This is a genomic window from Candidatus Sysuiplasma acidicola, from assembly GCA_019721035.1.
Lineage (GTDB): Archaea > Thermoplasmatota > Thermoplasmata > Sysuiplasmatales > Sysuiplasmataceae > Sysuiplasma > Sysuiplasma acidicola.
In genome coordinates, this window is record JAHEAA010000017.1 from 17,579 (window position 1) to 42,102 (window position 24,524).

Annotated in this window: 18 protein-coding genes; 9 read left to right on the top strand and 9 right to left on the bottom strand. The window is 51.4% G+C overall.

What is annotated here, in order from left to right:
- Positions 1 to 4: 4 nt before the first annotated feature.
- Entirely contained in the window at positions 5 to 598 is a 594-nt protein-coding gene (locus tag KIS30_08035; protein MBX8646688.1) for an NADH:ubiquinone oxidoreductase, read from the top strand.
- The gene (locus KIS30_08040) at positions 595 to 2,466 is read left to right on the top strand and encodes a hypothetical protein (protein ID MBX8646689.1); all 1,872 of its coding nucleotides are present in this window, start codon (positions 595 to 597) and stop codon (positions 2,464 to 2,466) included. Before KIS30_08035 ends, KIS30_08040 begins: the two co-directional genes overlap by 4 nt.
- A 197-nt stretch (positions 2,467 to 2,663) precedes the next feature.
- Here KIS30_08040 and KIS30_08045 read toward each other — a convergent pair whose 3' ends face one another.
- The 6 genes from KIS30_08045 to KIS30_08070 form a co-directional block, all read right to left on the bottom strand.
- Positions 2,664 to 4,133: an ABC transporter permease gene (locus KIS30_08045; protein ID MBX8646690.1), complete on the bottom strand. Its 1,470-nt coding sequence runs from the start codon at positions 4,131 to 4,133 to the stop codon at positions 2,664 to 2,666.
- Positions 4,134 to 5,048, bottom strand: coding sequence for an ABC transporter ATP-binding protein (locus KIS30_08050; protein ID MBX8646691.1), 915 nt, complete (start codon positions 5,046 to 5,048; stop codon positions 4,134 to 4,136). It abuts the gene before it with no gap.
- Between the two features lie 255 nt (positions 5,049 to 5,303).
- Positions 5,304 to 6,128, bottom strand: coding sequence for a DUF72 domain-containing protein (locus KIS30_08055; GenBank protein MBX8646692.1), 825 nt, complete (start codon positions 6,126 to 6,128; stop codon positions 5,304 to 5,306).
- A 247-nt stretch (positions 6,129 to 6,375) separates the two neighbouring features.
- Positions 6,376 to 7,317 (bottom strand): fumarylacetoacetate hydrolase family protein, encoded by a 942-nt coding sequence (locus KIS30_08060; protein MBX8646693.1) that lies wholly within the window; start codon positions 7,315 to 7,317, stop codon positions 6,376 to 6,378.
- A 97-nt stretch (positions 7,318 to 7,414) separates the two neighbouring features.
- Positions 7,415 to 8,455, bottom strand: a complete 1,041-nt coding sequence (locus tag KIS30_08065; GenBank protein ID MBX8646694.1) for a site-specific DNA-methyltransferase — start codon at positions 8,453 to 8,455, stop codon at positions 7,415 to 7,417.
- 185 nt (positions 8,456 to 8,640) lie between these two features.
- On the bottom strand, positions 8,641 to 9,648 hold the full coding sequence (locus tag KIS30_08070; protein MBX8646695.1) for a phosphosulfolactate synthase: 1,008 nt from the start codon (positions 9,646 to 9,648) through the stop codon (positions 8,641 to 8,643).
- 136 nt (positions 9,649 to 9,784) lie between these two features.
- Here KIS30_08070 and KIS30_08075 point away from each other — a divergent pair, with 136 nt between their 5' ends.
- From KIS30_08075 to KIS30_08100, 6 genes are all read left to right on the top strand, one after another.
- A complete protein-coding gene (locus tag KIS30_08075) occupies positions 9,785 to 10,513 on the top strand; it encodes a phosphoadenylyl-sulfate reductase (GenBank protein MBX8646696.1) in 729 nt (242 codons plus the stop codon).
- Between the two features lie 158 nt (positions 10,514 to 10,671).
- Positions 10,672 to 12,273, top strand: a complete 1,602-nt coding sequence (locus tag KIS30_08080) for an ABC transporter substrate-binding protein (protein ID MBX8646697.1) — start codon at positions 10,672 to 10,674, stop codon at positions 12,271 to 12,273.
- A gap of 4 nt (positions 12,274 to 12,277) precedes the next feature.
- Positions 12,278 to 13,294 (top strand): ABC transporter permease, encoded by a 1,017-nt coding sequence (locus KIS30_08085; protein ID MBX8646698.1) that lies wholly within the window; start codon positions 12,278 to 12,280, stop codon positions 13,292 to 13,294.
- Positions 13,295 to 13,297: 3 nt separating this feature from the next.
- On the top strand, positions 13,298 to 14,179 hold the full coding sequence (locus KIS30_08090; protein MBX8646699.1) for an ABC transporter permease: 882 nt from the start codon (positions 13,298 to 13,300) through the stop codon (positions 14,177 to 14,179).
- Positions 14,180 to 14,276: 97 nt separating this feature from the next.
- A complete protein-coding gene (locus KIS30_08095; GenBank protein ID MBX8646700.1) occupies positions 14,277 to 16,409 on the top strand; it encodes an ABC transporter ATP-binding protein in 2,133 nt (710 codons plus the stop codon).
- 31 nt (positions 16,410 to 16,440) lie between these two features.
- A complete protein-coding gene (locus KIS30_08100) occupies positions 16,441 to 19,560 on the top strand; it encodes a PDZ domain-containing protein (protein ID MBX8646701.1) in 3,120 nt (1,039 codons plus the stop codon).
- Positions 19,561 to 19,748: 188 nt separating this feature from the next.
- On the opposite strand, the gene KIS30_08105 is transcribed toward KIS30_08100, so the two are convergent.
- Together KIS30_08105 and KIS30_08110 are read right to left on the bottom strand one after the other, a co-directional pair.
- The gene (locus tag KIS30_08105; protein MBX8646702.1) at positions 19,749 to 20,912 is read right to left on the bottom strand and encodes a cystathionine gamma-synthase; all 1,164 of its coding nucleotides are present in this window, start codon (positions 20,910 to 20,912) and stop codon (positions 19,749 to 19,751) included.
- Positions 20,913 to 21,106: 194 nt separating this feature from the next.
- The gene (locus tag KIS30_08110; protein ID MBX8646703.1) at positions 21,107 to 22,132 is read right to left on the bottom strand and encodes a hypothetical protein; all 1,026 of its coding nucleotides are present in this window, start codon (positions 22,130 to 22,132) and stop codon (positions 21,107 to 21,109) included.
- 130 nt (positions 22,133 to 22,262) lie between these two features.
- Here KIS30_08110 and KIS30_08115 point away from each other — a divergent pair, with 130 nt between their 5' ends.
- Positions 22,263 to 23,480 (top strand): CoA transferase, encoded by a 1,218-nt coding sequence (locus KIS30_08115; GenBank protein MBX8646704.1) that lies wholly within the window; start codon positions 22,263 to 22,265, stop codon positions 23,478 to 23,480.
- A gap of 280 nt (positions 23,481 to 23,760) precedes the next feature.
- Here KIS30_08115 and KIS30_08120 read toward each other — a convergent pair whose 3' ends face one another.
- Positions 23,761 to 24,465, bottom strand: coding sequence for an SDR family oxidoreductase (locus KIS30_08120; GenBank protein ID MBX8646705.1), 705 nt, complete (start codon positions 24,463 to 24,465; stop codon positions 23,761 to 23,763).
- Between the last annotated feature and the right edge of the window lie 59 nt (positions 24,466 to 24,524).

The window sequence follows — 24,524 nt, forward strand, 5'->3', positions numbered from 1 at the left end:
GAATATGGCATCGAAATTCCCAGCCTCAGAACCCGAGTCTGTTTCCCCCTGGTCTACACGGCCGGTGAGGATCAGGGAGGGAACGGTCACATGCCCTGTGGATGCGATATCGGGGGACAGCGTGGCGATGGAGAAGTGCATCTCATGCGGCAGGTGCAGCGATGCTTTCGGTCCGGAAGGGTCTGTCAGCACATCCACATCGAGAATATCCGAACCGCGTTTCAGGAGATCCTTCAACCTTTTCATGATAGACACGGGCTCCTGCGGCGCGTGCAATCTGGAAGTGAAGGCACTTTCAAACCCGATGCACGATATGCAGAGACTGGGAATATTTTTCACGGGCACGCCGCGGCATGCGGATGCATTACTCGTCGTCGGTGTCCTCTCTGATGAAATGAAGGGGGCACTCAGGCTCGCATATGACGCGATGCCCCATCCGAAGCTCGTCTTTGCAATAGGTGCGTGCGCGATATCTGGCGGAATACTCGGGAAGGGCATCGGGGAAGTGCTGCAGGCCGATGTGATCGTTCCCGGATGCCCTCCAAGTCCTTTCACCATACTCGATGCGCTGATAAAGTCGAAGGGGAGCACTAAATGATCATACTGATAATAGCCCTGCTTTACACGATACCGCTCCTGATCTCGGCGGTATCAAAGAAGATCTCATACGCCGCAGGCATGGTTGCGGCGGGTGTCACAATAGTGCTGGCAATCATCTCATTGACGCAGTCACACATTACTGAGACTGTCGCGCTGGGGAGCTCAGTTTTCGGCGTCGACAGCCTTTCATGGTACTTCCTGCTGGTCGGCTCCGTTTCATGGATATTGACATCCCTGTATTCGATAAGCTACGATGATTACAGCAGGGTGGTTACTGCATCCTATCACGCGGCCATACTTTCTATAGTTCTACTGATATTCTCGCGCAGCTATCTCCCCTTCCTGTTCGCGTGGGAGGGCATGTCAATCTCTGGTTATTTCCTCATCAGTTACAAGAGGAATACTGACAGGGTTCCTCCGTATGTTTTCCTTGTGTTCGGAGAGATGAGCACGCTGCTCATACTGCTTATGTTCGCTTCCTTCTACGCGTCTACCGGCATTTCGTACTTTGTGAAGTCGGATTACAGCCAGATCGCATTGCTTGTCGGTCTGATTGGTTTTGTGGTAAAGCTTGGAATCACGCCGTTCCAGATGACCGAATGGCTGCCGATTGCGCATGGCGGCGCACCGGTCAACGGTTCTGTTCTCTTCAGCGCCACAATGACCATGGCGTCGCTCTATTCCATTCTCAGAATAATCAGTTTCGCCCATCCGTCGATTCTCATCGGCGGGCTGCTCATGGCCATAGGTGCGTTTTCGCTCCTGTTTGCTGCCATTTATGCCGCCTCATCCGAGCACACGAAAATGCTTCCGGCATACAGCACGATAGAGAACAGCGGCGCAATGCTTATTCTCGCAGGTGCGTCGATCACGAGCTTGAACTACGGTGATTTGCCGCTCGCAACGTTTGCTCTCGCAGGTGCCATGGTCTATGTGTTCACGCACACTGTTGCAAAAACAGGGCTTTTCCTGTACGCGGGCTATATAGAAAAAACATCGGGAACGCTGGACCTGACGAGAGTCACTGGCTCCTCCTCTTCAGTGTTTTCAACCGGTGGTCTGCTGAATGCCCTGTCACTGTCCGGTCTTCTCCCTTTTGGCGGAGGACTCGGTGAATGGATGCTGCTGGAGACGCTCTTCGTGATGGTGACGTTCAATTCTCCGGGCATTTCAGTTCTCTCCACCTTTACCGGCCTGATGGCGTCCCTCGGCGCCGGCATAACGCTGGTGGCAATGACAAAATACTTTGGTTTCGGAGGCCGGCTCAGAAAGAACGGTCCCGCGGGTCCGGTGCTCATGCGGCCCTCGATCCTCGCATCTGGCTTCGTTGCGCTGATGCTTGGCATAGGGGGCACCCTGCTGATAACAGCTGCCGGAAGCGTGACGGCAGATTTTACCGGGTTGAGCACAGGCCCGATAATTACCGGTCTCCTTGCCATCCCGGACGGCCTTCTTATTGCATCTCCGGGGCTGAATGGTCCTTTCGGCTTTGTTTCTCCCGCCTTCGTCGGACTGCTCCTTCTTTCAATATTCGCCCTCATTTTCCTGTCACTGCGGCACAGCAGCGCAAGACATGTTGCAGTCTGGAACAACGGTGTCGCAAAGATTGAGGAGCCGAATTCGTTTGCCTACGCGAATACTCTGCGCCTGACAATGAAGCGCGTCTACCCGGCAGGCAACGGTTCGAGCAGGGAGGATTTCACATCATCATATGACGTCTTCTGGATATGGCTCATAGTGCTGGCAAAACATTTTGAACTGGCGTCAAGACGTTTCTCGCTCTGGTTCATGAACAGCGATCTGAGCAGGTACATGCTATATCTCCTCCTTGCATTCTTTGCCGTTCTGCTGTACATAATTGTTTGAGGGCTGGTGAGCCATCCTGCAGTAACAGATGCTGTGTCCGAAACCGGTTTCAAGATGCTGTTCAACCGCTTTTCCCTGCCGTCCGGCACAGATCCTGCGCGGTGACAGAGTGACATTTCAGGCTTCTTCCTACTACAAACCGAAAACCGGATTCAACCGCACTTCCGGTTTTCGTCAGGGGCAGCCCCCAGGCACCATCAGTCCCGCCTGACAAATAGAATCGCTGCGAGTATGAACGGGACCGTCAGCCACAGAATACCGCCTGCGATGACGCCTGCTTCGCTCAGACCAAGGGAGGAGAGGTTGGAGACCTGCCCGAACAGGAAGTTGTTTGTTGCAATCATCGATACCAGCGTCAAATATCCCGAAGGGCTGAGATAGAGCATTGCAACATAGGTGCGAATGAAGGCCGCGCTGCCGAAGGATCTCCCCAACAGCACGCTGACGATAAGCGAGATGAAACTCCAGAGGAAAGACAACGCGATATAGATGCCAATACTCAGGCCGAGCATTGAACCGGCCGATTTCATGAAGATGGATGCGAGAAATACGAGTCCTATGAAACCGCCGCACATTACCAGCAGCGCCCAGAAAGCATAACCCAGGTAAACTGACGGAATGTAGTAACTTGTATAGAGACCGACAAAGAAGTAGACGACCAACAGTCCCGCTGCGGAGGCAATGGCAAAAAGCACAACCGATGCCACGTATCTGGACACAATCACACTGCCTCTGGTAACCGGTCTCACCAAAACGGACTCGATTATACCGGAGACTCTTTCCCTTCCGAAGAAGAAATAGCCTGCAAAGACGGCGAGCAACGGCACAAATTCAGACATCAATACGGAACTGCTGGAAAAGAAAACTGTCAGGATCTGGCTTGAGGGAGGGACGAAACTTATCGATCCGGAAGTCTCACCGGCGAGTTCGCCATTGCTGCTGAATGCCGCAAAGATATAGGTCTGAGAACTGTTTCCTTTCAATGTGAGCGGCAGATTTATCGCGCTGAAGTCACTTATATTCGCCACAAGATGGTAACCGGTAGTTGAAGACAGGTTGTTGTAATACACCTTCGTATTGTTGCTGTAATAAATGCCGACCGAATTGGTAAAGTTCGCAGGAGGGCCGATAAAGGTCACGTGTATCATGCCCTGCAGCGGATGAGAGGGATTCCTGACGACACTGAGCCAGTAAGTTGTTCCCGTCCAATTGAAAAATACTGGTAAGGGCATTCCGGATGAGTAGGGCTGGCCAGGTAGTGCAGCAGAAGCAAGGATGGCAGGCGGCTGGCTCTTGTTTCCGAGTGTGCTCATAATCTCGCCCGGAAAGCTCATGAACGTCAGGTTGGCGAAACCATCATGGCCCGAAACAACATTGTAATACCTGTTGACAGTCCCGGCGTTCGTATTGACAATCAAACTGTAATTGACAACCTTGCCAGGCACTCCCTGACCGTAACCGTTGTAGACCTGCATTGCAAAATGAATTTCAGTACTGTTTGAATAATATCCCGGGGCGATTGACAGGGTGGAAGCAGGGTTGCTCGAGATGAACGAACTTTCGGAAGCATATCCAATCACGAGACTGAACAGTATGATTACAATGACGGAAATTATGCCGGCCCTGCTGCGCATAATCTTGAGGAAATCATTGAGATAGTTGTTCATCTACTGCCCCACCAGCCTGAAGAAGTAATCCTCAAAATTTTCTCCTGCGACAGTGAAACGGCTGACAACATAACCGGCCCTTGCAAGCTCGTTGTTTACAAGATGCGCCTTCTCAGCGTCAACCCTGACGTTTGTCACTGAAAAGTCGTTACCTTCGCTGGAGACTTCACCATAAGACTGCAGCAGCGTGATGAGTTTGCTGTCGGGGTTGACGACGGACAGCCTTATAGTCTGTCTGCTGCCCAGATGAGAAAGTTCGTTCCGACTCACGATACTCACGACCTTCCCGGATTTTATTATAGCAATACGGTCGGCCACATTCTCCAGTTCGGAAAGGATGTGGGAGGAAAGAAAAATCGCCCTCCCTTCCTTCTTCATCGACATGATAAGGCTTTTCACATATCGTACTCCTTCAGGGTCCAGGCCGTTCAGTGTTTCATCTAGCAGCATGTTGCGCGGATCCGACAGCAGAGCAGATGCAAGAGAAAATCTTTTCTTCATGCCCTGGGAGTAGTTCTTGAGCCTCTTTTCAGTGTGCTCTGAAAGGCCGGTTGCTTTGAGCAGCGTCTCTATTCTGTCTTCCAGATCCTTCTTATTAATGTCGTAGAATCTGCCGTAATAATTCAAAAGACTGACCGGCTTGGCATTTGGCTCAAAGTTTGGAAATTCAGGAACCCAGCCTATGTTGCAGGACGCCTTTCTCTTCTCACTTACGATATTATGACCGTCTATCTCCGCTGTGCCGCTTGTGGGGAAGATTATGCCTGCGCAAATTCTGATGGTCGTTGTCTTGCCGGCACCGTTCAGTCCGGCAAAACCCACTATTTCACCGTCGTTGACTTCCAGATTTAGCGCATCGACTGCTGCAGCTTTCGCTCCGGGAAAAAACTTTGTCAGTGTCTTCATCTGCATCAATGCAATAATGCCTCCTCAACTTCTCTCCTGCCTTCAACCGCCTGAGAATACTATAAAACTTATGGCAGAAGTCCCCTTTTTGCAAGACTCCTGCTCTCTCCACGCGATCTTCTGAGACGGTTTGAGCATTTCCCGGGATACCGCCATCGCGCTTTTTCCATACACGATATTCATGAGGATTCGATTCCAAATCCGGGAGATTATAATGCAGCCAGTGAAAGTTGGGTGCGTCGACTCCCTGCCGTCTGCGGGCACCTACCAGTCAAGACCGGTCTGTCTCCCCTTTCCCTGACTGCCCGCTTTTCGTTCAGCCATGATCCTCCGCCAGTCCTTTTCGCCCATGCCTGCAAAACGTCTGAATGTGTTTATCGTCTCCGGGGCGAATCCCGCGAAGTGGTTGTTTGAAAAGACATAGGCATCCCTTACCTTATTTTCCTCGATGCTTGAATGTAGTCTGTACTGCCATTCACGGATTGTTGCAGTTCTGTCTCTCTGTGTCCTGTCGAACCTTGTTATTTTCCGATCCCCTATGAATCTGAGATAGATCAAATCGCTTGTAAGCTCTGCGGGAGATTCAGCGTACTGGTTGATTGACCAGACAAAACAGATGTTTCGGTCAGAGAGGAACTTGAAGACCTCCTGCCTGAACCACGATTGATGCCTAAATTCTACAGCATATCTTATCCGGGTGCCAAGAAGATCTAACATATCCCTGAGCTGGTCAAACAAGAGTTCAAACCTGCTCGAAGGGGGAAGCATGATAAGGACGCATGCCAGCTTTGATCCGAAAGCTTTGGCTACGTTCTCAAACTCTTCCACTGCAGACTGCTGGACAAGCAGTCTGCGATCATGAGTGAAAATGCCTGGAAGTTTGAGCGTAAACAGGAAGTCATCCGGCGTTCTGCTTTTCCATTGGTCAACCATCTCATGGGACGGCATCCTGTAAAAGGAGGAGTCAACTTCCACTGTATCGAATACAAGACTGTAAAGCGACAGGAAATCGCTCTGTGAAGAGCGCTGCGGATAAAAAGGTCCAACCCAGTCAGCGTATGACCACCCCATGCAGCCTGTGCGTATCATACAGCACATCCGTCTTGTCAAGTATTCACTTCATTCCATTAAAGATCTTACACTCCGCATGTTACGATTCAAATTCAGCGATCCAGGAAGTGGGCTGAGAGAGGTGTGGAGAATAACGTCAGCGTTTGAACACTACTGTCCATCAAAGTTTAGTTAAAGTACTAACGGGCCTGTCATGACTGCTGCTGTGCCCGAAACCGGTTCATAATATTCATTCGACCGGTTTCCTCAGCCGTCCGCTACAGGCTCAGAGCGGCGCAGGCAAGGCGCTCTCTTCCACTTCATCTATGAATGTGTTTCTGAGCGTGCCTAATCTTTCAATCTCCACTTCCACCGTATCTCCTGGAGAGATCCATTTCCTTCTTCCTCTGCTTCCGAGTATCACTCCTTCGGGTGTCCCCGTCAGAATTATGTCGCCGGGGTAAAGCGGGAAGTACTGCGACACATACGATATGATGTAATCGCAGCCGAATATCATGTCGGAGGTACTGGAATCCTGCCTGACCTCGCCGTTCACCGAGCACCTGATCCTCAACCGATCCGGTCTTCCGGTCTCGTCCGGCGTCACAATATACGGTCCGATTGGCGCAAAATTCACGGACGTCTTTCCCAGCAGCCACTGGCTAGTTATCATCTGAGGCTCTCTTGCCGAAACGTCGTTAGCCGCGAAGTAACCGAACACAGCATTCAGCGCATCTCCGGCAGCAATCCTGCGCGCACCGCAGCCTATAACCAGGCCAAGTTCGGCCTCATAATCGACATTCCATCCTTCTGCGGCTATTGGAATACTCTGGAGATGGGCCGCCACAGACTCTGAAAACTTGCTGAAGATGACAGGAAACTGCGGCAAAGGCACTCCGATCTCCTGTGCATGTTTCCTGTAATTGAGACCGACACAGACGATCTTTCCGGGCTTGATGACGCATGGCAGGAATTTCACTTCAGATTCCTGAAGCGACTCCTTCTCCAGCCTGTTCCGGTGCTGCACGAAATCAGACACTATTTTTTCCGCAACCTTCGGCCGCCTTATCACGTCGTCTGTGGATCTGGCATTCGCATACCTGCTGCCTGTGAGTCCGCGCAGCATCCCGAGAGTGATTATGCCGCCGTCAGTCCGGATTGCCAGATCGCGCTTACTTCCATGAATCACATTGAGGTATCTCAAAATGCCCGCCTTCCGCGCATTCACCGATTTACTCAGGGAATCGGCTGCACCTTATTGAACGTGTTGAGCGAAATGAATGCAGACGGCGCCCGTGTTTGAACGGGCAGTCCATCTTCGGCGTTCATCGATAGGTGGCGTGAACTGTGAAGTCCTGATCAAGACGTGCTTCCAAAAGCTCAGGCAGCCTTAGCTCCGTTTCCTGCGACGTTACGACCGGAAATCCATAGTGCCTGTTGATGTGCTCCATCTTTGATGTCGGAGCGCGTGCCAGCCTGTCGGATATGAATTTCCTGTGACTGGCGATCCTTCTTCCGCTCAAATCTCCTGCGAGTGAAACAGCATCCTTCAATTTCGACTCTATCTCTTCGCCAAGGGAGCTGTCGATTTCGATTCCAACGCTGTTGCGTCCTGCCGCAATCGATGCCAGGATCGTTGTTCCTGTTCCGGCAAACGGATCTATCACGGTATCGCCGATGATTGAAAACATACAAATCAGCCTGTAGCACAAATCTAGCGGGAACGCAGCCGTCCTGCTGCCGTTCGGCCGGGATGTCTGTCTCGTCCCTTTGATGTTTTCCCAGACGTCGGAAAACCATTCGTTACGCTCCTCCCAGAAATATGCGCTCTGATATCTACGCTTCAGCACGGAACTGTCTGAAAAAACACGCTTTGTACCCTTCCTGAGTATTACAATATATTCGTGCTCCTGTGTCGGATATGCACCTGCAGGAAGCATGCCTGAACCGATGAACTTATTTGGCTTGTTGGACTGTTTCCTCCACAGTATCTCAGGCAGAACATCGAACCCGGCGGCAGTGCACGAATTCAAAATCCTCGCGTGATTTGGAAACACACGGAATCTGCCGCCAATTGACCTCGTAGCATCACCGATGTTTATGCACGCAATGCCGCCGGGATTCAGCACCTCATAGAGTTTTTTCCAGACTTCGTCCAGCTGCTGATGCATCAGTTCGAACGCCTTTTCGCCATTTGCGTCAAGCAGCGCGTCGGCGATTCGCTCATCGCTGCTGCCGAATAATCTGTCCCAGATTGATATCATAGGATACGGAGGAGAGGTTACGACAAGATCAACTGGATCGCCCCGGAATGCAGGAAGCTCCGTCGCAGCATTGCCGAAGATTATTCTGTGAACAGTTTTCAAATCCATATCCGCATGCACCTGCAAATTCACTGTGACCTGACGGGCAGCAGCACCTTGTAAGCCTTACTGCAGAGCGAATAGCAAAGGGGCATATTTGAAAGACGCCCGAAGACCGGGCAGCAAAGAGCAGACCGGATTTGATGACTGATTGCCGCTGCTGCGTGTTTGGGCGTCCGGAAATTACATCAGTCGTTTTCCCGCTTCATTGACAGCGAGCGGTGAATAGCCGAGTATATCCTTTTACGCATATCGTGCTGGTCCCTGGCCTCTCTGACGAGACCCGAACCGAGAAGTGTGTTGAGTGCCTTCTGTACGGTCCTCCTTGTGAGACCGGTGGATCTGACTATTTTTGACTGATCCATTGAACCGTGCGTGCTAAGCACATAATAAACAAATCTTGACGCAGGGCCTCCGTTAACCTCGGGCGCAGGAGCTACGACACCAAATGTGTCGCCTCGCAATCCCTGCCTCTGAGTCTCGAGCGCAGCCACGCTTGCAAACGACACGTTGCCGAGATTGACGTACGAGCCAATGTGTAATATGAGTTCTGTCTGCTGCCGCTCAATGGGTGCTTCAAACATCAGCATAGACGGACGGGAGACTTCGAGAAGGCGATCTACCCAGTCCCACTTTATCGTGCCTGCCTCATCATATATCTCAACGCCCCTGCCTGTTTCCCTGCCTTCTATTATCACCACATCCGGCTCGAGATCGAAAGCCCTTTCAACACCCTGGATCGTTTCATCAAGACTGAGCTGATTCCTTGGATCCTTCTTACCGATTTCCACATTCAGCCTGAGCCCATTCGAGTGTGCGAACTCCGCTATACCAGACTTTATGTTCGCCGGCATATCGATAATACCTTCACTCAATTCAATAGTGTCGAAACCTGCGTCTTTGAAAGATGAAAGAGTCTGAATGTACCTGCCTTTCGAAACGGACAGTTCGAGCATTGTACCACCGTTCGAGACATGAATGTGGTGTTGTTTGTAAAACGAAATACGGACTCTCAGTGCATCAACGTCCAGAAGCATCGGAATGCCCCATCCGATTTTCACTGTGTCTATGTAATCAGAAAGCATCTCCACGACCTCAGAAGTGCCGTATGCTATCCTGTCGAGGACCATAGTCTTGCCTTTGTCTCTGGGTTTTCCCTCCCTGCCGGAAGTCAGGTTATCCAGAAAAAGCGCCATTTTCAAACACCGTCAAAAGGATAAATACGAATATTTATCATATTACTTAGGTCAGATATACGAACTATAGCACATATACATTTGCGAATTTACCCATAAAAGTGTCATTATGAACACGACCTCACTTTCCGGTTCGATGACTGAAATGCAAGAGCGGCATGAGATAATGGAAGATAGCAATGCATTCGATTTGATTTCCGGGTCCGTATCGGATTACGGTGAAAAGTGCGGGTTCGCATGCAGCTTCGGACCGGAAGACATGGTCATACTTGACATGCTTGACAGAATTTACACCGGAACGGGAAAAAGCGCCAGTGTCTTTACGCTGGACACCGGACGCCTTCACAGTGAAACATACGAACTTATGCACACTGTCCACGAGAGATACAAGGTGCGCGTAAGTGTGTACTTTCCTGATGCAGGTGATGTCGAGGAAATGGTAACAGAGAATGGAATGAATCTTTTCTACCATTCAGTGGAAAAAAGGAAGTTGTGCTGCGAGGTGAGAAAGGTAAAACCGCTGAGCAGGGCACTCAAAGGAAAGGACGCGTGGATCACGGGCCTGAGAAGGGTTCAATCAAAAACACGATCTGTTGTGCCAAAAGTGCACTTCGATCAACAAACTGCCATGATGAAAATATCCCCACTTGCGGACTGGAGCGATGGAAATGTGTGGGAATACATACACACTAATAAAGTGCCATACAACAAGCTCCATGATTCCGGCTACCCCAGTATAGGGTGCCAACCGTGCACAAGAGCGGTGTTGAATGGAGAGGATTCACGAAGTGGAAGGTGGTGGTGGGAAGATAGTAACAGAGAATGCGGCCTTCACTTTAAGGAGAACGACAAAGAAGGAAATTGAAATAAAAAACGGTGACGCCGCAATGAACGAAACCGTGCAGGTCACAGGTGATGATATGGCAGGTAGCACCAGTTGTGGATTAGCTCACGCGTCAGTCTTTTGTCGGTCTTGTACGAGTACGGGTTATCTATTAATAGCGATGCCTAAATGACCGACTCATGGGCAAACGTTCGCTCTACCTGATTGTGGGCATTGTTGTTTTGCTGGTGATCGGGGCAGGTGTAGCTACCATCGTCCTCAAGAAGACGACACCTGCCGCGACACCAAAGACTATAGTTGTGGCGAGCTCGGTAGTTCCAGCCTCCCTGGATCCGGCCGTCGCGTTTGATTCGGGTTCCGTTCTCTTCACCGATCAGATATACAATACATTGATCGGTTATGGAACCACGACGTACAATGGTACAACCGTTGGGTCGCTGAATCCTGTGCCGGAACTTGCCACGAGCTGGACTTTGAATGCCAATGGTTCGGTTCTGTTCAATCTGAGACAGAACGTCACATTTTCCAATGGCGACAAATTCAATTCAACCGCGGTACAGTTCTCGCTTGACAGGGTGATCACAATGAAGCAGGGAGCCGACTTCCATGTATTCAAGTTCCTGAATGAAAGCGGAATACATGTACTGGGCCCGTACAAGATTCTACTGGTGCCGTCAAGGCCATACCCATGGTTCCTCAACCTGTTTCAGCTGTGGGTTACCTCGATAGTAGATCCGAGTTATGTAAACGCAAACGGCGGTGTGCAGGCGGGTAAGGTTAACGCTTACATGACAGACCATGCGATGGGGACCGGCCCGTATGAATTGACTTCTTACGGCACTTCCGAGATCGTTTTGACTGCCAATCCCAATTACTGGGGAGGAAAAGTCAACATAACCAGGATCGTTTACGAGGTTGTTCCGAGCCCGGCCACGCAGCAGACGCTGCTACAGAAAGGTTCGGTAAATGTCGCACTGAACATACCGCTCGATCAGATGGCTACACTGAAGGGAACTACTGGCATAAAGGTAAAATCCGGTCCCACTTCTTCAGAGTATTACATCGGACTGGATGAGAACGTGACACCGTTCAATAACCTCTCCGTCAGGAAGGCAGTTCTGTATGCAGTCAACACGAGCGAGATAACTCAGTACTCGACGTTCGGGTACGGAATAGTGCTGAAGAGCGTTATAGCACCTACGATAGAGTCGTACACTCCCGCATTCCAGAATTACACTTTCAACGTGACAATCGCCAAAAAGTACCTGTCGCAGGCACCCACTGCATACAGGAACGGCTTCTCAACATCCTTCTACTACATATCGGGAGACCCGGTTGGCAGCGCAATAGCCACAATACTGCAGCAGGAACTCAAGAGCATCAACATAACACTGAACCTGGTACCATTGACATCAAATACATTCTTCACGGAAAACGGTTACGGGCACTTTCCGATGTTCTTCGACGGCTGGGTGAATCTGCTAGCTACGCCTGACGACGGCATGTATCCGCTTTTCAACAGCGGAAACATTGGAATATACGGCAACTACAACTTCTTCAACAACAGCACAGTCAGCTATCTGCTTACGAAGGCAGGAGAGACGCTCAACGCGACGCAGAGGGATTCCATGTATGTTGAAGCACAGAACATAATTGCCGCCAACGCCGTGGAAGTTCCGCTGTTCAACCTTGAGAATGTCATCCCCATGACATCCAACGTTCACAACCTGTACGTATATCCGACATTCGACATATTCTTCAGCCAGGTGAGCATGGGTTAATCGCATGAGCAGGAGAGGGGTATACCTCATCTTCAGGGCACTTTCGATCATACCGACTCTTTTCGGGTTGGTATTGATCACTTTTATCCTCTCGCATGTGGTGCCCGGCAATCCGGCACTGGTTGTCATCGGGCCCGAAGTGAATGGAACAGAATTGAAATTGCTCGAAGCGCAGATGGGGCTCAACAAACCTCTTTACATGCAGTTTCTGATTTACTTAAACCAGCTGATTCACGGCAATCTTGGATTTTCGTACGTGCAGCAGCAGTACGTGAGCTACGAGATTGCAACAAGACTTCCGGCGAGCATGGAACTTGCCATTGCGGCGCTGGCTATTTCCATTCCAATTGCGATAATTCTCGGAGTCTATGCAGCGCTGAGGGCAAACAAGCCGGCCGATCATGCGGCAAGGGTGTTTACGCTGCTGGGCATATCGATGCCGGTCTTCTGGATAGAGCTTGTGATGATAATTGTCTTCTATGTATATCTTGGAATAGCACCTGCTCCGTATGGGGAACTTAGCAATACGCTGAGTCCGCCGCCGAATATCACCGGCATGATGATATTCGATTCTCTGATCACGGGAAATGCTGCGGATTTAGGAAATGCACTCTGGCATATTGCACTTCCGGCAATCGGTCTTTCTCTGGCAGGAATAGCCACGATGTCACGTGTGATCAGATCGAGCATGCTTGATGTGGTGAACAAAGATTACATGAGAACAGTCTTCGCGATAGGTTTGCCGCGAAACGTCATCATCAACAAGTACGCTCTGAGGAACGCACTGCTTCCTGCCATAACGATTGCGGCGCTGTACGCTGGCGCGCTGATGAGCGGCGTTGTGCTCACGGAAACTGTCTTCTCATGGCCCGGCCTAGGACTTTATGCGGTTACATCCATAGACAATCTTGATTATCCAAGCGTGATGGGTGTCGTGCTTGTGTCTGGAGTGCTGTTCGTCCTGTTTAATTTCCTCGCAGATGTCCTGTACGCACTGGTAGATCCAAGGGTAAAGTTGTGAATCATGTTTTCATCAATTGATACTACAGCTGTGCCGGGCATTGAGTCGAGTTTGTCACAGACGCTCAGACTTCTAATCAGGAACAGGAGCGCGATCACCGCACTCAGCATAATCGGCTTCTTTGTCTTTCTGGCCCTGTTCGGCCCATATTTTACTCCATTCAATCCTGACGCGCTCAACCTTGCACTGAGACTTTCGCCGCCCTCCAGTACACACATTATGGGAACAGACGAATACGGAAGGGATGTTTTTTCCCGCATTCTATATGCCGCAAGGCTCGATATGGCGATAGCGCTTCTGTCCACAACACTCAGCTACCTGCTCGGCGTCACGATCGGTGTTGTGTCCGGTTTTCTTGGAAAAATCACAGACAGCGTCATGATGAGATTCATGGACATACTGCTTTCATTTCCATCCATACTCTTTGCGATAGCAATTGCCATATCGATCGGGCCGGGATTCAACACGATAATCATAGCAATAGTGGTTGTGACCATACCCGGTTTCGCCCGTATTGCAAGGAGCTCGGTTCTTTCCACAAAGGAAGAACTTTACGTGCTGGCTGCCGCCTCCGTAGGTGCGTCACGCTGGCACATCATGTACAGGCACATTGTGCCCAATGTGATTTCACCTACGCTAGTATTCTATTCACTTGGCCTTGGTAATTCCATACTGATTGCCGCCAGCCTCAGCTTTCTCGGAGTGGGAATACCGCCTCCGACGCCGGAGTGGGGAGCCATGATATCGTCCGGCCTGCAGTATGTTGTATCCGGTCAGTGGTGGTTGACTGTTTTCCCCGGACTTTTCATTGTGGCAATAGTAGTTGCCTTCAATCTGCTGGGCGACACAATCCGTGAAGTCTCAGACGTCACGTTGAGGAGGTGAAAAGCTGGATAACGCTGGCGCCGAATACGTCCTGTATGTAGACGGATTAAGCATCGAGTACACGCTCGGCAGGAGGCGAATTTCTGCAGTCTCCGATGTGACGTTCGGCCTGAAGAAAGGAGAGTCCCTGGGCATAGTCGGAGAGAGCGGATGCGGCAAGTCCACGCTCGCGCTTGCAATCACGCACCTGCTGCCGCCGAATTCCAACGTGACCTCTGGCAGGATATACTTTGAGGGAAAAGTCATAGCCGATACTGAGAGTGGCGCTTCTTTTTCCCTGCGGAAAAGCAGAAAGGGCGTTGAGAACGAGAAAAAACTTTCCGCCGTAAGATGGTCCGGAATCTCAATGATATTTCAGGGAGCACTGGATTCCCTGAATCCTCTGTTCAAAATCGGCGAACAGGTGGACGATATCTTTGTTTACAAGCTGGGGATGGAAAGGAAAGATGCCAGAGTAAAGACACTGGATTTACTGAAATCAGTCGGGCTGGAAAAATGGGTTGCCGACGTATTTCCGCATCAGCTCAGCGGCGGAATGAAGCAGCGGGTGATAATCGCAATGGCAATTTCACTCAATCCGCTGCTTGTAATTGCGGATGAACCAACGACTTCACTGGATGTCATTACTCAGTACAGGATTATCGAGGAAATAAGAAAGCTTCAGCGGGAGCACGAAATAGCACTGATCAACATCTCCCACGACATATCGCTCATTTCCAACCTCTCTGAAAGGATCATGGTGATGTATGCAGGAAGAGCTGTCGAGACGTTTCGCGCGAGCAGTTTTGAAGTTGCACAGCATCCTTACACCAGACTGCTCGTAGACTCCATACCTGCCATAGACAGGCAGTTGCGGTACATCAGGCCGATAAGAGGCTATCCGCCCAGCCTTGAACAGTCGTTTCAGGGCTGCCCGTTTTACGAGCGGTGCGACTATGGCACTGAAATATGCAGGACGGATGAGGCGATGAAGCCTGTCGAAATTTCCGCAGGACACTTTGTCTCCTGCCCTGTGCTGCCATTCTCTTCAGGCAGTCAGGGGAAAACAAATCCGTCTGCCGGCAAAACTGAACTTGGAGCGGAAAGAATCGTTGAAGGGCAGTCAGGGGAGACGGTTATCGAGGCGAAAGGGCTGACCCGGTCATATCTTAAAAAAACGGGAATCAGGGAATCTGGCAGGGGAAAAGATGCAACTGTAACTGCAGTTGACAATATCGATGTGATTCTTAAATCCGGTGAATCGCTGGCAATCGTGGGTGAAACAGGAAGCGGGAAAAGTACGCTCAGCCGCATTCTTTCCATGCTTGAACCCGGAAGCAGCGGAGAAGTGGCAGTAATGGGGAGTCCGGTCGACGCAACCGACAGGAAGTCCGTCAGGCCATTCAGAAAGGAAGTGCAGGTTGTATTCCAGGATCCATATCAGAGCCTCAATCCACGTCACTCAGTGTTCGAAATAGTGTCTGAACCGCTTTCTGTGAATTCGGTGACCAGAGAAAGAAAAGAGATGATCGCACTGGTGCAGGAAGCGCTGTTGAAGGCCGGACTTACACCTCCTGGAGACTATATTGGCAAATATCCGCATCAGCTGAGTGGGGGACAGAGGCAGCGCGTTTCAATTGCCAGGGCACTCGTTCTTCACCCGAAAGTACTCATCACAGACGAGCCGATTTCGATGCTGGATGTTTCACTGAGGGCCGGTATCCTCAACCTTCTGAGAAAACTGAAAAACGAAGATCGTGTTTCCATACTGTACATAACACACGACATCGGCTCCGCCAGATATGTGAGCGACCGCATTGCAGTTATGTACAGAGGAAAAATCGTCGAAGAAGGCAGGACGGAAGACATCATAGCAAGACCATCCCATCCATACACAATGGCGCTTCTCGTCTCGAGCATTGGAATAAAGGGCAATCTCTTCCAGGTTCTAGGCGAAAGAATCTTCGAACAGGCAGCAAATCCGGGGGAGAACGGATGCGGTTTTTCACCCAGATGCCCGTTCTCCAGAGAGCGTTGCTTCACGGAAGCACCACAATTCGAAAAAGTGGAGGAGGGACACAGGAGCCTGTGCCATTTTGCTGATGAGATGTTCGCTCAGATGTCCACATACAGGGACGGAGAAGGCGGACTCGAATCACATATGATAAAGATGATATCCGGCAGACCAATGGAAAAAGAGCGGCCCGGGAATTTGCAGGGGACGGACAAATCAGATGCTTCCGGGGATTAACCTTAAGAACGGTCATTGAATTAGCCCCTCCATGAACGGTTACTATCTTTTTCCCGACATAAAAGGAGAGCGTGTAATATTTGTAAACGATGACGACCTGTGGGAGTTCAGCACAGCGGACCATGAGGTCAAAAAAATTGCTGGCGGCATGGGCATTATCACAACTCCAAGATTCTCTCCTGACGGCAAATGGATTGCTTTCAGAAGTGCCGGAAGCCAATCCACGACTTCGGCGGAAATTTACCTGATACCTTCCACCGGTGGTGAAGTCAGAAGAGTCACATATTTTGGTTCTCCGGTGACAACCATTGCAGGATGGTCGCCTGAAGGGAAACTGATAGTGAGCACAGATGCCGGTAAGCCGTTCACCGGATGGAGAGAATTGCACGAATTCGGAACAGATTCGAAAACACACAGGCAACTGAAGCTCGGGCCCGCGACTGCAATAGAGTACGGGAAGCATGGTGTCGTGCTCGCGCGTAATTCTGTGGACCTTCCGCAGTGGAAACGATACAAGGGTGGTGCTAGAGGAAAATTCTGGAAGGACAAAGCGGGCAACGGTACATTCAGCAAATTTCTCGAACTGGACGGAAACCTGACTTCACCGATGTGGGTCGGTGACAGACTCTATTTCATATCAGATCATGAAGGGACAGGCAACCTCTACTCTGTCGATCACAAGGGAGAGGACATTAAACGCCATACCGAGCATTCGGAATTCTTTGCTCGAAACGCCAGGAGCGACGGCAGACGTATCGTGTACCAGAGCGGCGGCGACATCTACCTTTTCGATGTCGAACAACAGCATTCTGTAAAACTCGAGATAGAGACGCCGATAACGCGTCTTCAGACAAAAGAGAGATTCATCGACACCGGAGAGTTCCTGGAAGAGTGCTCGCTTGACAGAAACGGGCACAGTGTTCTTCTGGTTGCGAGGGGAAAGCCGTTCGTAATGGACAACTGGGAGGGCGCGGTGACGCAGATAGGGGTGAGGGATGGAGTCCGGTACCGCCTCTGTGCCTTCCTGCATTCAGGAAAAATCGCGGCAGTGAGCGATGAGGGCGGCGAGGAGAAGATAGAGGTATTCGATCGCGACGGAGCGAGCCTCCGCAAGATAGCAGTCAAAGGTTCTGTTATGAAACTCGAGACAGCCAGTGGCAGAGACAGGCTGGCATTCTCGACAAACAGGTTTGAACTGCATGTGCTGGATACAGCGAAGGGCACTGTAAAGACCATCGACAGGAGTGAGTACGGCATCATAGATGAATTTGCATTTTCATCTGACGGGGAGCATATTGCCTACAGTTTTCCTGAAGCCATGAACGTAAACACCATCAGACTTGCAAAGGTTGCCGACGGGAAGAAGGTGAACGTTACGGCACCCAATGCGAATGATTTTTCACCCGCATTCGATCCGGACGGGAGATACCTCTTCTTCCTCTCTGACAGAGAGCTCGATCCCGTTTACGACAAAATCCTGTTCGACCTCGGATTCCCGAAGACTGCGAGGCCCTTTGCCGTTACACTCAGGAAGGATCTTCCGTCGCCTTTCATCAAGTCTCCTCCGAGCGGGGAGAAAAAAGGCTCAGCGGACAAGGGAGTTGATTTCGGCGGCATAGAAAACAGGATCGAACCGTTTCCGGTGGAGGACGCAGACTTCTCCAGAATAATGGGCATACACGGAAAGGCGCTCTTCCTGTCATTCCCTGTGGAGGGGTCGAAGAAGTACTATCTCTATTCGGCAGAGAGGAGAAGAGGAACACTGATGTCATACGATTTCGAAAGGATGGAGACGGAGGAATATGCGTCCGGCATCAGCGATTTCAGCCTCTCGGCGGACGCATCGCAGCTCCTCCTCTTCTATGACAAAGAGATAAGGGTTGTTGAATCTGGCAAAAAGGTTGAAGGCGGTGCTGAGAAGAAACCGGGAAAGAAGAGCGGTTACATAGACCTTGGCAGGATTAAGGCGACAGTCAGTCCGCCGGAAGAATGGAAGCAGATGCTCAGAGAGACTTGGCGGCTTATGCGTGAGAATTACTGGAGAGAGGACATGCTGGGAAGGGACTGGAATGCCGTTTACCGGAAATACAGCAAACTTCTGCCCAGAGTGAGCACCAGGTATGAACTGTCTGATCTCATAAGAGAGATGCAGGGCGAGCTGGGTACTTCTCACTCATATGAGATAGGAGGCGATTATGACCGGTCGAGACCATACCAGATTGGCGGGCTGGGCGCAGAATTCGAAGTCAGGAAGGGCGCGTATTACATAAGCGACTTCTTTATTGGCGACCCGGCGAATGACGGCGAGAAGTCACCGCTTCTCTCACCAGGAGTCAATGCGATGAAGGGAGACAGGCTCCTTTCCATAAACGGCGTTACGCTCTCGGAGGAGAATTCACCCCAGCGGCTACTGGAAAACAGATCCGGCGATCTCGTCAACATAGTCCTTGAACGCGGTCGTTCGAGGAAGGAATGCACCATACGCACACTGAAAAACGAGAAGCGGCTCATATACAGGGCATGGGTTGAACGAAACAGGAAATATGTTCACGACAGGACCGGCGGAAGAATAGGCTACCTCCATATACCGGACATGGGCCCGAACGGTTTTGCCGAATTCCACAGGATTTACCGGCTGGAAACTGAAAGGGACGGCATGATCGTGGATCTGCGGTACAACTCGGGTGGGCATGTGTCCGCCCTGCTGCTGGAAAAACTGGCCAGGAAGCGCATAGGCTATGACAGGCCGAGGCGCGGGAAGGCCTATCCTTATCCGCCTGATTCAGTGAAGGGTCCGCTGGTTGCGATAACCAACGAGCTCGCCGGTTCCGACGGAGACATATTCAGCCACGGATTCAAGCTGCTGAACCTCGGTCCGCTCATCGGCACGAGGACATGGGGCGGAGTCATAGGCATTAATCCGAGAATAAGGCTCGTTGACGGTACACGTGTGACTCAACCGCAGTATGCGTTCTGGTTCAAGGATGTGGGCTGGAACGTCGAAAATTACGGGACTGATCCGACAATTGAAGTGGAGATCGCTCCTCAGGATTACGCAGAGGGAAGGGATCCGCAGATGGAACGGGCAATAACCGAAATACTGACAATGCTGAAGGAGCCAGGCATGATGCTCGAGGAACCTGAACTGTGAATCGGGGATAATAACGCGTGCCTGTGACCCGGTCAGGACCCCGGAGCACGTCCTTACCAGGGGGCCGGGGCAGACCCATCAGGGCATTACACAGGGAAAGCTCAGCGGCGGCCCATGAAACTCCATTCACGCAGATGTGCGTAAGGTATATCAGCAGGGCACCGGGTGGTGCGTGTGTCTGGCCCGCATTACTGCTTCCTGAGGCTGTCCAGTGCACCCGTGAGATCATCTATCAGGTCCGATGCATCCTCGATACCGACCGATACTCTGATGAGACCTTCATCGATGCCAATCCTATCCCGTTCTGACTCGGGGACGGAAGCATGCGTCATCAGTGAAGGAACCTCAATCAGTGACTCCACTCCGCCCAGGCTTTCGGCGACTGCGAACAGTTTCAGCTCCTTCAGCATGCGTCTTGTTGCTTCTCCGCCGCCATTCAGTTCGAATGAGACCATTCCACCGAAGCCCGCAGCCTGTCTTCCGGCAAGCTCATGCTGCGGATGACTGCTGAGGCCGGGGTAGTATACGCGCTTCACTTCCTTCCTTCCCTCAAGGAAGCTGGCAATTTCCATTGCATTCCTGCAGTGGCGTCCCATCCTGAGTTCCAGTGTCTTTGCACCCCTCATTATGAGGAAGCAGTCGAATGGAGAAGGCACGCCCCCAGCTGCATTCTGATTGTATTTAAGCAGCGGGTAAAGCTCTATGTCGGAAAGCATGATCGCGCCGCCGACCACGTCGCTGTGCCCGGCAACATATTTTGTTGTGCTGTGGAGAGCTATTGTCGCTCCGAGTGCCAGCGGATGCTGCAGGTACGGGCTCATGAACGTGTTGTCAACAACCGTTGCTGCACCCGCATCTGAAGCAATCTCTGAAATCGCCCGTATATCACAGATCCTGAGAAGGGGATTTGAAGGACTCTCGAGCCAGACAATCTTCGTTCTGTCTGTAATGCATTTCCGCACATTGTCGGCATCAGTGACATCGGTGAAAGTCGTTCTGATCCCGAATCTGGCCATTACACTTGTCAGCAGTCTTCTTGTGCCGCCGTACAGGTCTTCGCCTGCAACGACATGATCCCCGTTTTCCAGCAGCGAAAGAAGAAGCGTTGTCTCTGCAGCGAGTCCCGAGGAAAAAGCAAGACCGTATTTCGCGTCTTCAAGCGACGCGAGTTTCGACTCCAGTGCACTCCTTGTGGGATTGGCCGTTCTTGAATAATCGAACCCTTTTGTCGGTTCTGATACCTCAGACCTCGCAAACGTAGATGACAGGTGTACTGCCGAAACGACGTCGCCGTAGCCGTTCAGTGTGTCCGGTTCCTCGCCCGCGTGAATAGCCCTCGTTGCAAATTTCATATGTCTGCCTTCAGCACGGGAGTCAGACTGTTGACCCTTTTAATATCAGCGATCCTCAGCATCACCAATGTTCGTGTGCGGAGGAACTGCCAAAAGGTCACTGATATACAGGGGACATGAACGCCGTAATGAATGTTATTGTGAATCTAACTGGCATCTTCGATGAACTATAACGACAATATCGAACCGCGTGCCTATCCAGCTTCCTCGACTCGCTTGAGGACCCGAAGCGCTTTGAGTGTGATCCATTTGCTGGGCTTCCCTTCCTCTTCCAATGCAAAAGGCTTGAAATTTCTCATGTCGATATCGTACCCGGCACCCGGTGCAATATCCGGATGAACCTTATCCAGGAGCCATGTTCCGTCGCTCTGGCGTTTCTCCTTCAGTATCTTCAGCGCAGGCAGTAAACGCCTGTCGTCCGCATAGCCAAATCCGGTCATCAGGTCCAGCCCGGTAAGTATGTCGTAGTAGTAGTGGACCGGATAGTGGAACCTGAACCATGGCTCATATCTCCTCTTCCCTTCCTCGAAGAGCTTCCTCTCGAGATAGAATTCAGCCCCTCTCGCGATAGAGCGCTCGATGGCAGCGGTCCGCTTTGATTTTGGCAGTGCAGCGAATGCCGCCAGCGCCTCCCAGCCGTCGAGTGTTCCATTGTCACTGGGAAAACAGTGCCAGCCTCCATCCTCCTTCTGGTCTTCGAGCAATCTGTCATACAGTTTTCTGACTCTGTGATCTTCGGCGTAGCCGAATCGAGCAAGCATGCGGGCGGTGTTTCCAACAATACAGACCTCATCGTTGAACCAGTTGATCATGGATCCAAGCATGAGCCTGTATCTGAAGAAAAGATCGGCTGTCTTTCCAATTCGCCGGTCTTTGCGGGTAAGTCCGAGATCCGAAAGCACGATGGCCCGCCAGTTGGTGGCCACGTATTTTGGCCTGTACATGAAATCGAGCCACTGTAGCAGGTTTTCCGGCGTTGCGTCCCCAGGTTCGCTCTGTTCCCAGTATCCGCCCGGTTTCTGTAATTCAAGAACGTCTCTTGCCCAGCCTTTCCTGGATATCTGCGAATATGCACCTTTCACTTCTGCGTCATTCTCTGTGCGGTCCAGAATGTCACGTAGAGTGTGGTAGCGCACGGAAGGCTGATTCTTCTCGAGCAGCCAGTCGATTACTTGCTTATTCTGCTTATAGAAACCTGAATTGGCCAAAGAACGTCGCATAGGAATGACTGTCCGCGGCTAAATAGTTTCTATTTTTCTTTCAGGACAAGTTGACCGTCCACGCCCGGGATAGACGTTATGCCTGTGTGAGCCGGAAAGTGTTATGAGGGAATACAAATTGCCTCACACTATGTCCTCCACCTCAGTGGAAACAAAACCCGGCCCACTGGAAGGCATCAGAGTGCTTGATTTCACCAGGGCAATGTCCGGTCCTTTCTGCACAATGCTGCTCGGAGATCTCGGAGCTGAAGTCACCAAAGTTGAGCCGGAGAAGGGCGATGATACGAGAGCGTGGGCACCTCCGGAATTAAATGGAATGTCTACGTACTTCATGAGCGCGAACAGAAACAAGCTCAGCGTTGCGCTGGATCTGACGAAGGAGAAATGCACGGAGATAGTGAAGAGGCTTGCACTGCAATCGGACATAGTCGTGGAGAACTTCAGACCCGGCATAGCAAAAAAACTTGGCATCGACTATGGCACACTCTCTGCGTACAACAGCCGCCTGATTTACTGCAGCATATCTGGTTTCGGGCAAACAGGACCCTACAGGGAGAAACCGGGGTTCGACCTTACAGTGCTGGCCGTGTCAGGCCTCATGAGCCTTACAGGCGAAGAAGGAAGACCGCCTGTCAAGTTTGGCGTTCCAATCAGTGACATAACGGCTGGCCTCTTTGCATCGGTGGCGATACTTTCCGCGTTGTTCAGGAGATCTGAAACGGGCAGGGGGCAGTACATCGACATGTCAATGCTGGATGCGAACATGCTGACGCTCACCCATCAGGCAACCAGCTACTTTGCAACGGGCAGGAACCCCGCGCGCCTTGGCTCAGCGCATGCGAGCATAGCGCCGTATCAGGTATATGCCACATCGGACGGATTTATTTCGGTCGCCGTGGGCAGCGAGAAGCTTTGGAAGGAGTTCTGCGTGGCAATGGACATGAAAGAGCTGCTCAATGACCCTCAACTGCTTACGAATCCGCAACGTGTGAGGAACAGGAAGCTCCTCAACTCGAAGCTTGAGCCTGCATTCGCAGACATGAAAACTTCGGAGGCGTTGAGCAGGCTTGAGAGAGCCGGCATTCCGGCCGCTCCCATAAACAGCATGAGCGATATCGTCTCCGATCCGCAGGTAAAAGCAAGGAAGATGATAGGCGATGTCAGTCATCCGGTATACGGTGGCATGAAAAGCATCGGCTCGCCCTTTGCGCTCAGCGAGACACCGGGCACAGTGAGGCTTGCTCCGCCGCTGCTCGGCGAACATACGATTCAGACGCTGAGACAGCTGCGTTTCACCGAGGAGGAAATCAACGAATTGCTCAGAGAAAAGGCGGTTTTCTCCCGCTGAGTCGCACAGCCTGCAACAACCGACCATCTGCACCACGATAATGCGCTGAGGTAATCGACAAATTTTCGGACATTCCGTGCGCGTGGGGACTGCTGTCGCATCTGGGCACCATCAGGAACGCGGACTGACCGGCGCAGTCACTGTTCTGCCCCCTGCATAACTCTTCTTCTGCCTCAACGCTTTTCGCATCAACACTACTGAAAAACCTATGCAGGATTGACGAGGTGCTGTAAGGATGTGGCTGCCCGGGAGTGAGAGCGATGCTTCCCATATGTGAAATTCACAGACCTGACTGTATGCTTGTGGAATGTCCGCCGTCCACTTCTATCAGCTGGCCTGTGATAAGTGGATTATCCAACAGGTACGATACTGTTTTTGCTATGTTCTCGGTGGGAAGCCGTCCCTTATGCAAGAGTCTGGTACCCTTGTCCGGGAAGCTGCCGTCGCCTCTGTTGAAGAATCCAGGGGAGACGCCGTTGACAGTTATGTTGTCCTGCAGGAGTTCGGCAGCAAGCTGTTTCACCATGAAATGCACGCTGCCCTTTCCTGCCGCATACGCCACGTTGCCGTTCAGATACACGTTTGGCGCGGCAGAAACTGCGACTATGGAACCGTGCCCGCTTCGCCTGAGGTAACCAACGGTCGACCTGACTGTATTATAGAAGGTCAGTGCATTGTTGAGCAGCGCGCCGGTGAAAAAAGCGCTGTCGACATTTTCAATTGTCTCCTTCTTGAAATACCCGCCAGCAGTATGAACGAGCGAGTCAACGCTCCCGAGGAGACCCGCGGCTTCCTCCACCATATGTGAGACCTGCGACTCATCTGTAAGGTCGCAACGTATATGCGCGACAGACAGTTCCGATGCGAGTTCCGCACCGGTTTTTCCTCGTGAAACAACAACCACTTTGTGGCCCGTTCTGTGCAGTTCCCTGACAACTGCTGCACCGATCCCGTCACCCACGCCGCTTACTATCACCGAACGCATGACTGCGAATACGCCGGCTGCCATAAATAGTTGGCAGGGAACAATCGGGCGGGGGTCAG

Coding starts and splice junctions, on each gene's coding strand:
- KIS30_08035 (MBX8646688.1), top strand. CDS start 5: ATGGCATCGAAATTCCCAGCCTCAGAACCCGAGTCTGTTTCCCCCTGG.
- KIS30_08040 (MBX8646689.1), top strand. CDS start 595: ATGATCATACTGATAATAGCCCTGCTTTACACGATACCGCTCCTGATC.
- KIS30_08045 (MBX8646690.1), bottom strand. CDS start 4,133: ATGAACAACTATCTCAATGATTTCCTCAAGATTATGCGCAGCAGGGCC.
- KIS30_08055 (MBX8646692.1), bottom strand. CDS start 6,128: ATGATACGCACAGGCTGCATGGGGTGGTCATACGCTGACTGGGTTGGA.
- KIS30_08070 (MBX8646695.1), bottom strand. CDS start 9,648: ATGGCGCTTTTTCTGGATAACCTGACTTCCGGCAGGGAGGGAAAACCC.
- KIS30_08075 (MBX8646696.1), top strand. CDS start 9,785: ATGACTGAAATGCAAGAGCGGCATGAGATAATGGAAGATAGCAATGCA.
- KIS30_08080 (MBX8646697.1), top strand. CDS start 10,672: ATGGGCAAACGTTCGCTCTACCTGATTGTGGGCATTGTTGTTTTGCTG.
- KIS30_08085 (MBX8646698.1), top strand. CDS start 12,278: ATGAGCAGGAGAGGGGTATACCTCATCTTCAGGGCACTTTCGATCATA.
- KIS30_08090 (MBX8646699.1), top strand. CDS start 13,298: ATGTTTTCATCAATTGATACTACAGCTGTGCCGGGCATTGAGTCGAGT.
- KIS30_08100 (MBX8646701.1), top strand. CDS start 16,441: ATGAACGGTTACTATCTTTTTCCCGACATAAAAGGAGAGCGTGTAATA.
- KIS30_08105 (MBX8646702.1), bottom strand. CDS start 20,912: ATGAAATTTGCAACGAGGGCTATTCACGCGGGCGAGGAACCGGACACA.
- KIS30_08110 (MBX8646703.1), bottom strand. CDS start 22,132: ATGCGACGTTCTTTGGCCAATTCAGGTTTCTATAAGCAGAATAAGCAA.
- KIS30_08115 (MBX8646704.1), top strand. CDS start 22,263: ATGTCCTCCACCTCAGTGGAAACAAAACCCGGCCCACTGGAAGGCATC.
- KIS30_08120 (MBX8646705.1), bottom strand. CDS start 24,465: ATGCGTTCGGTGATAGTAAGCGGCGTGGGTGACGGGATCGGTGCAGCA.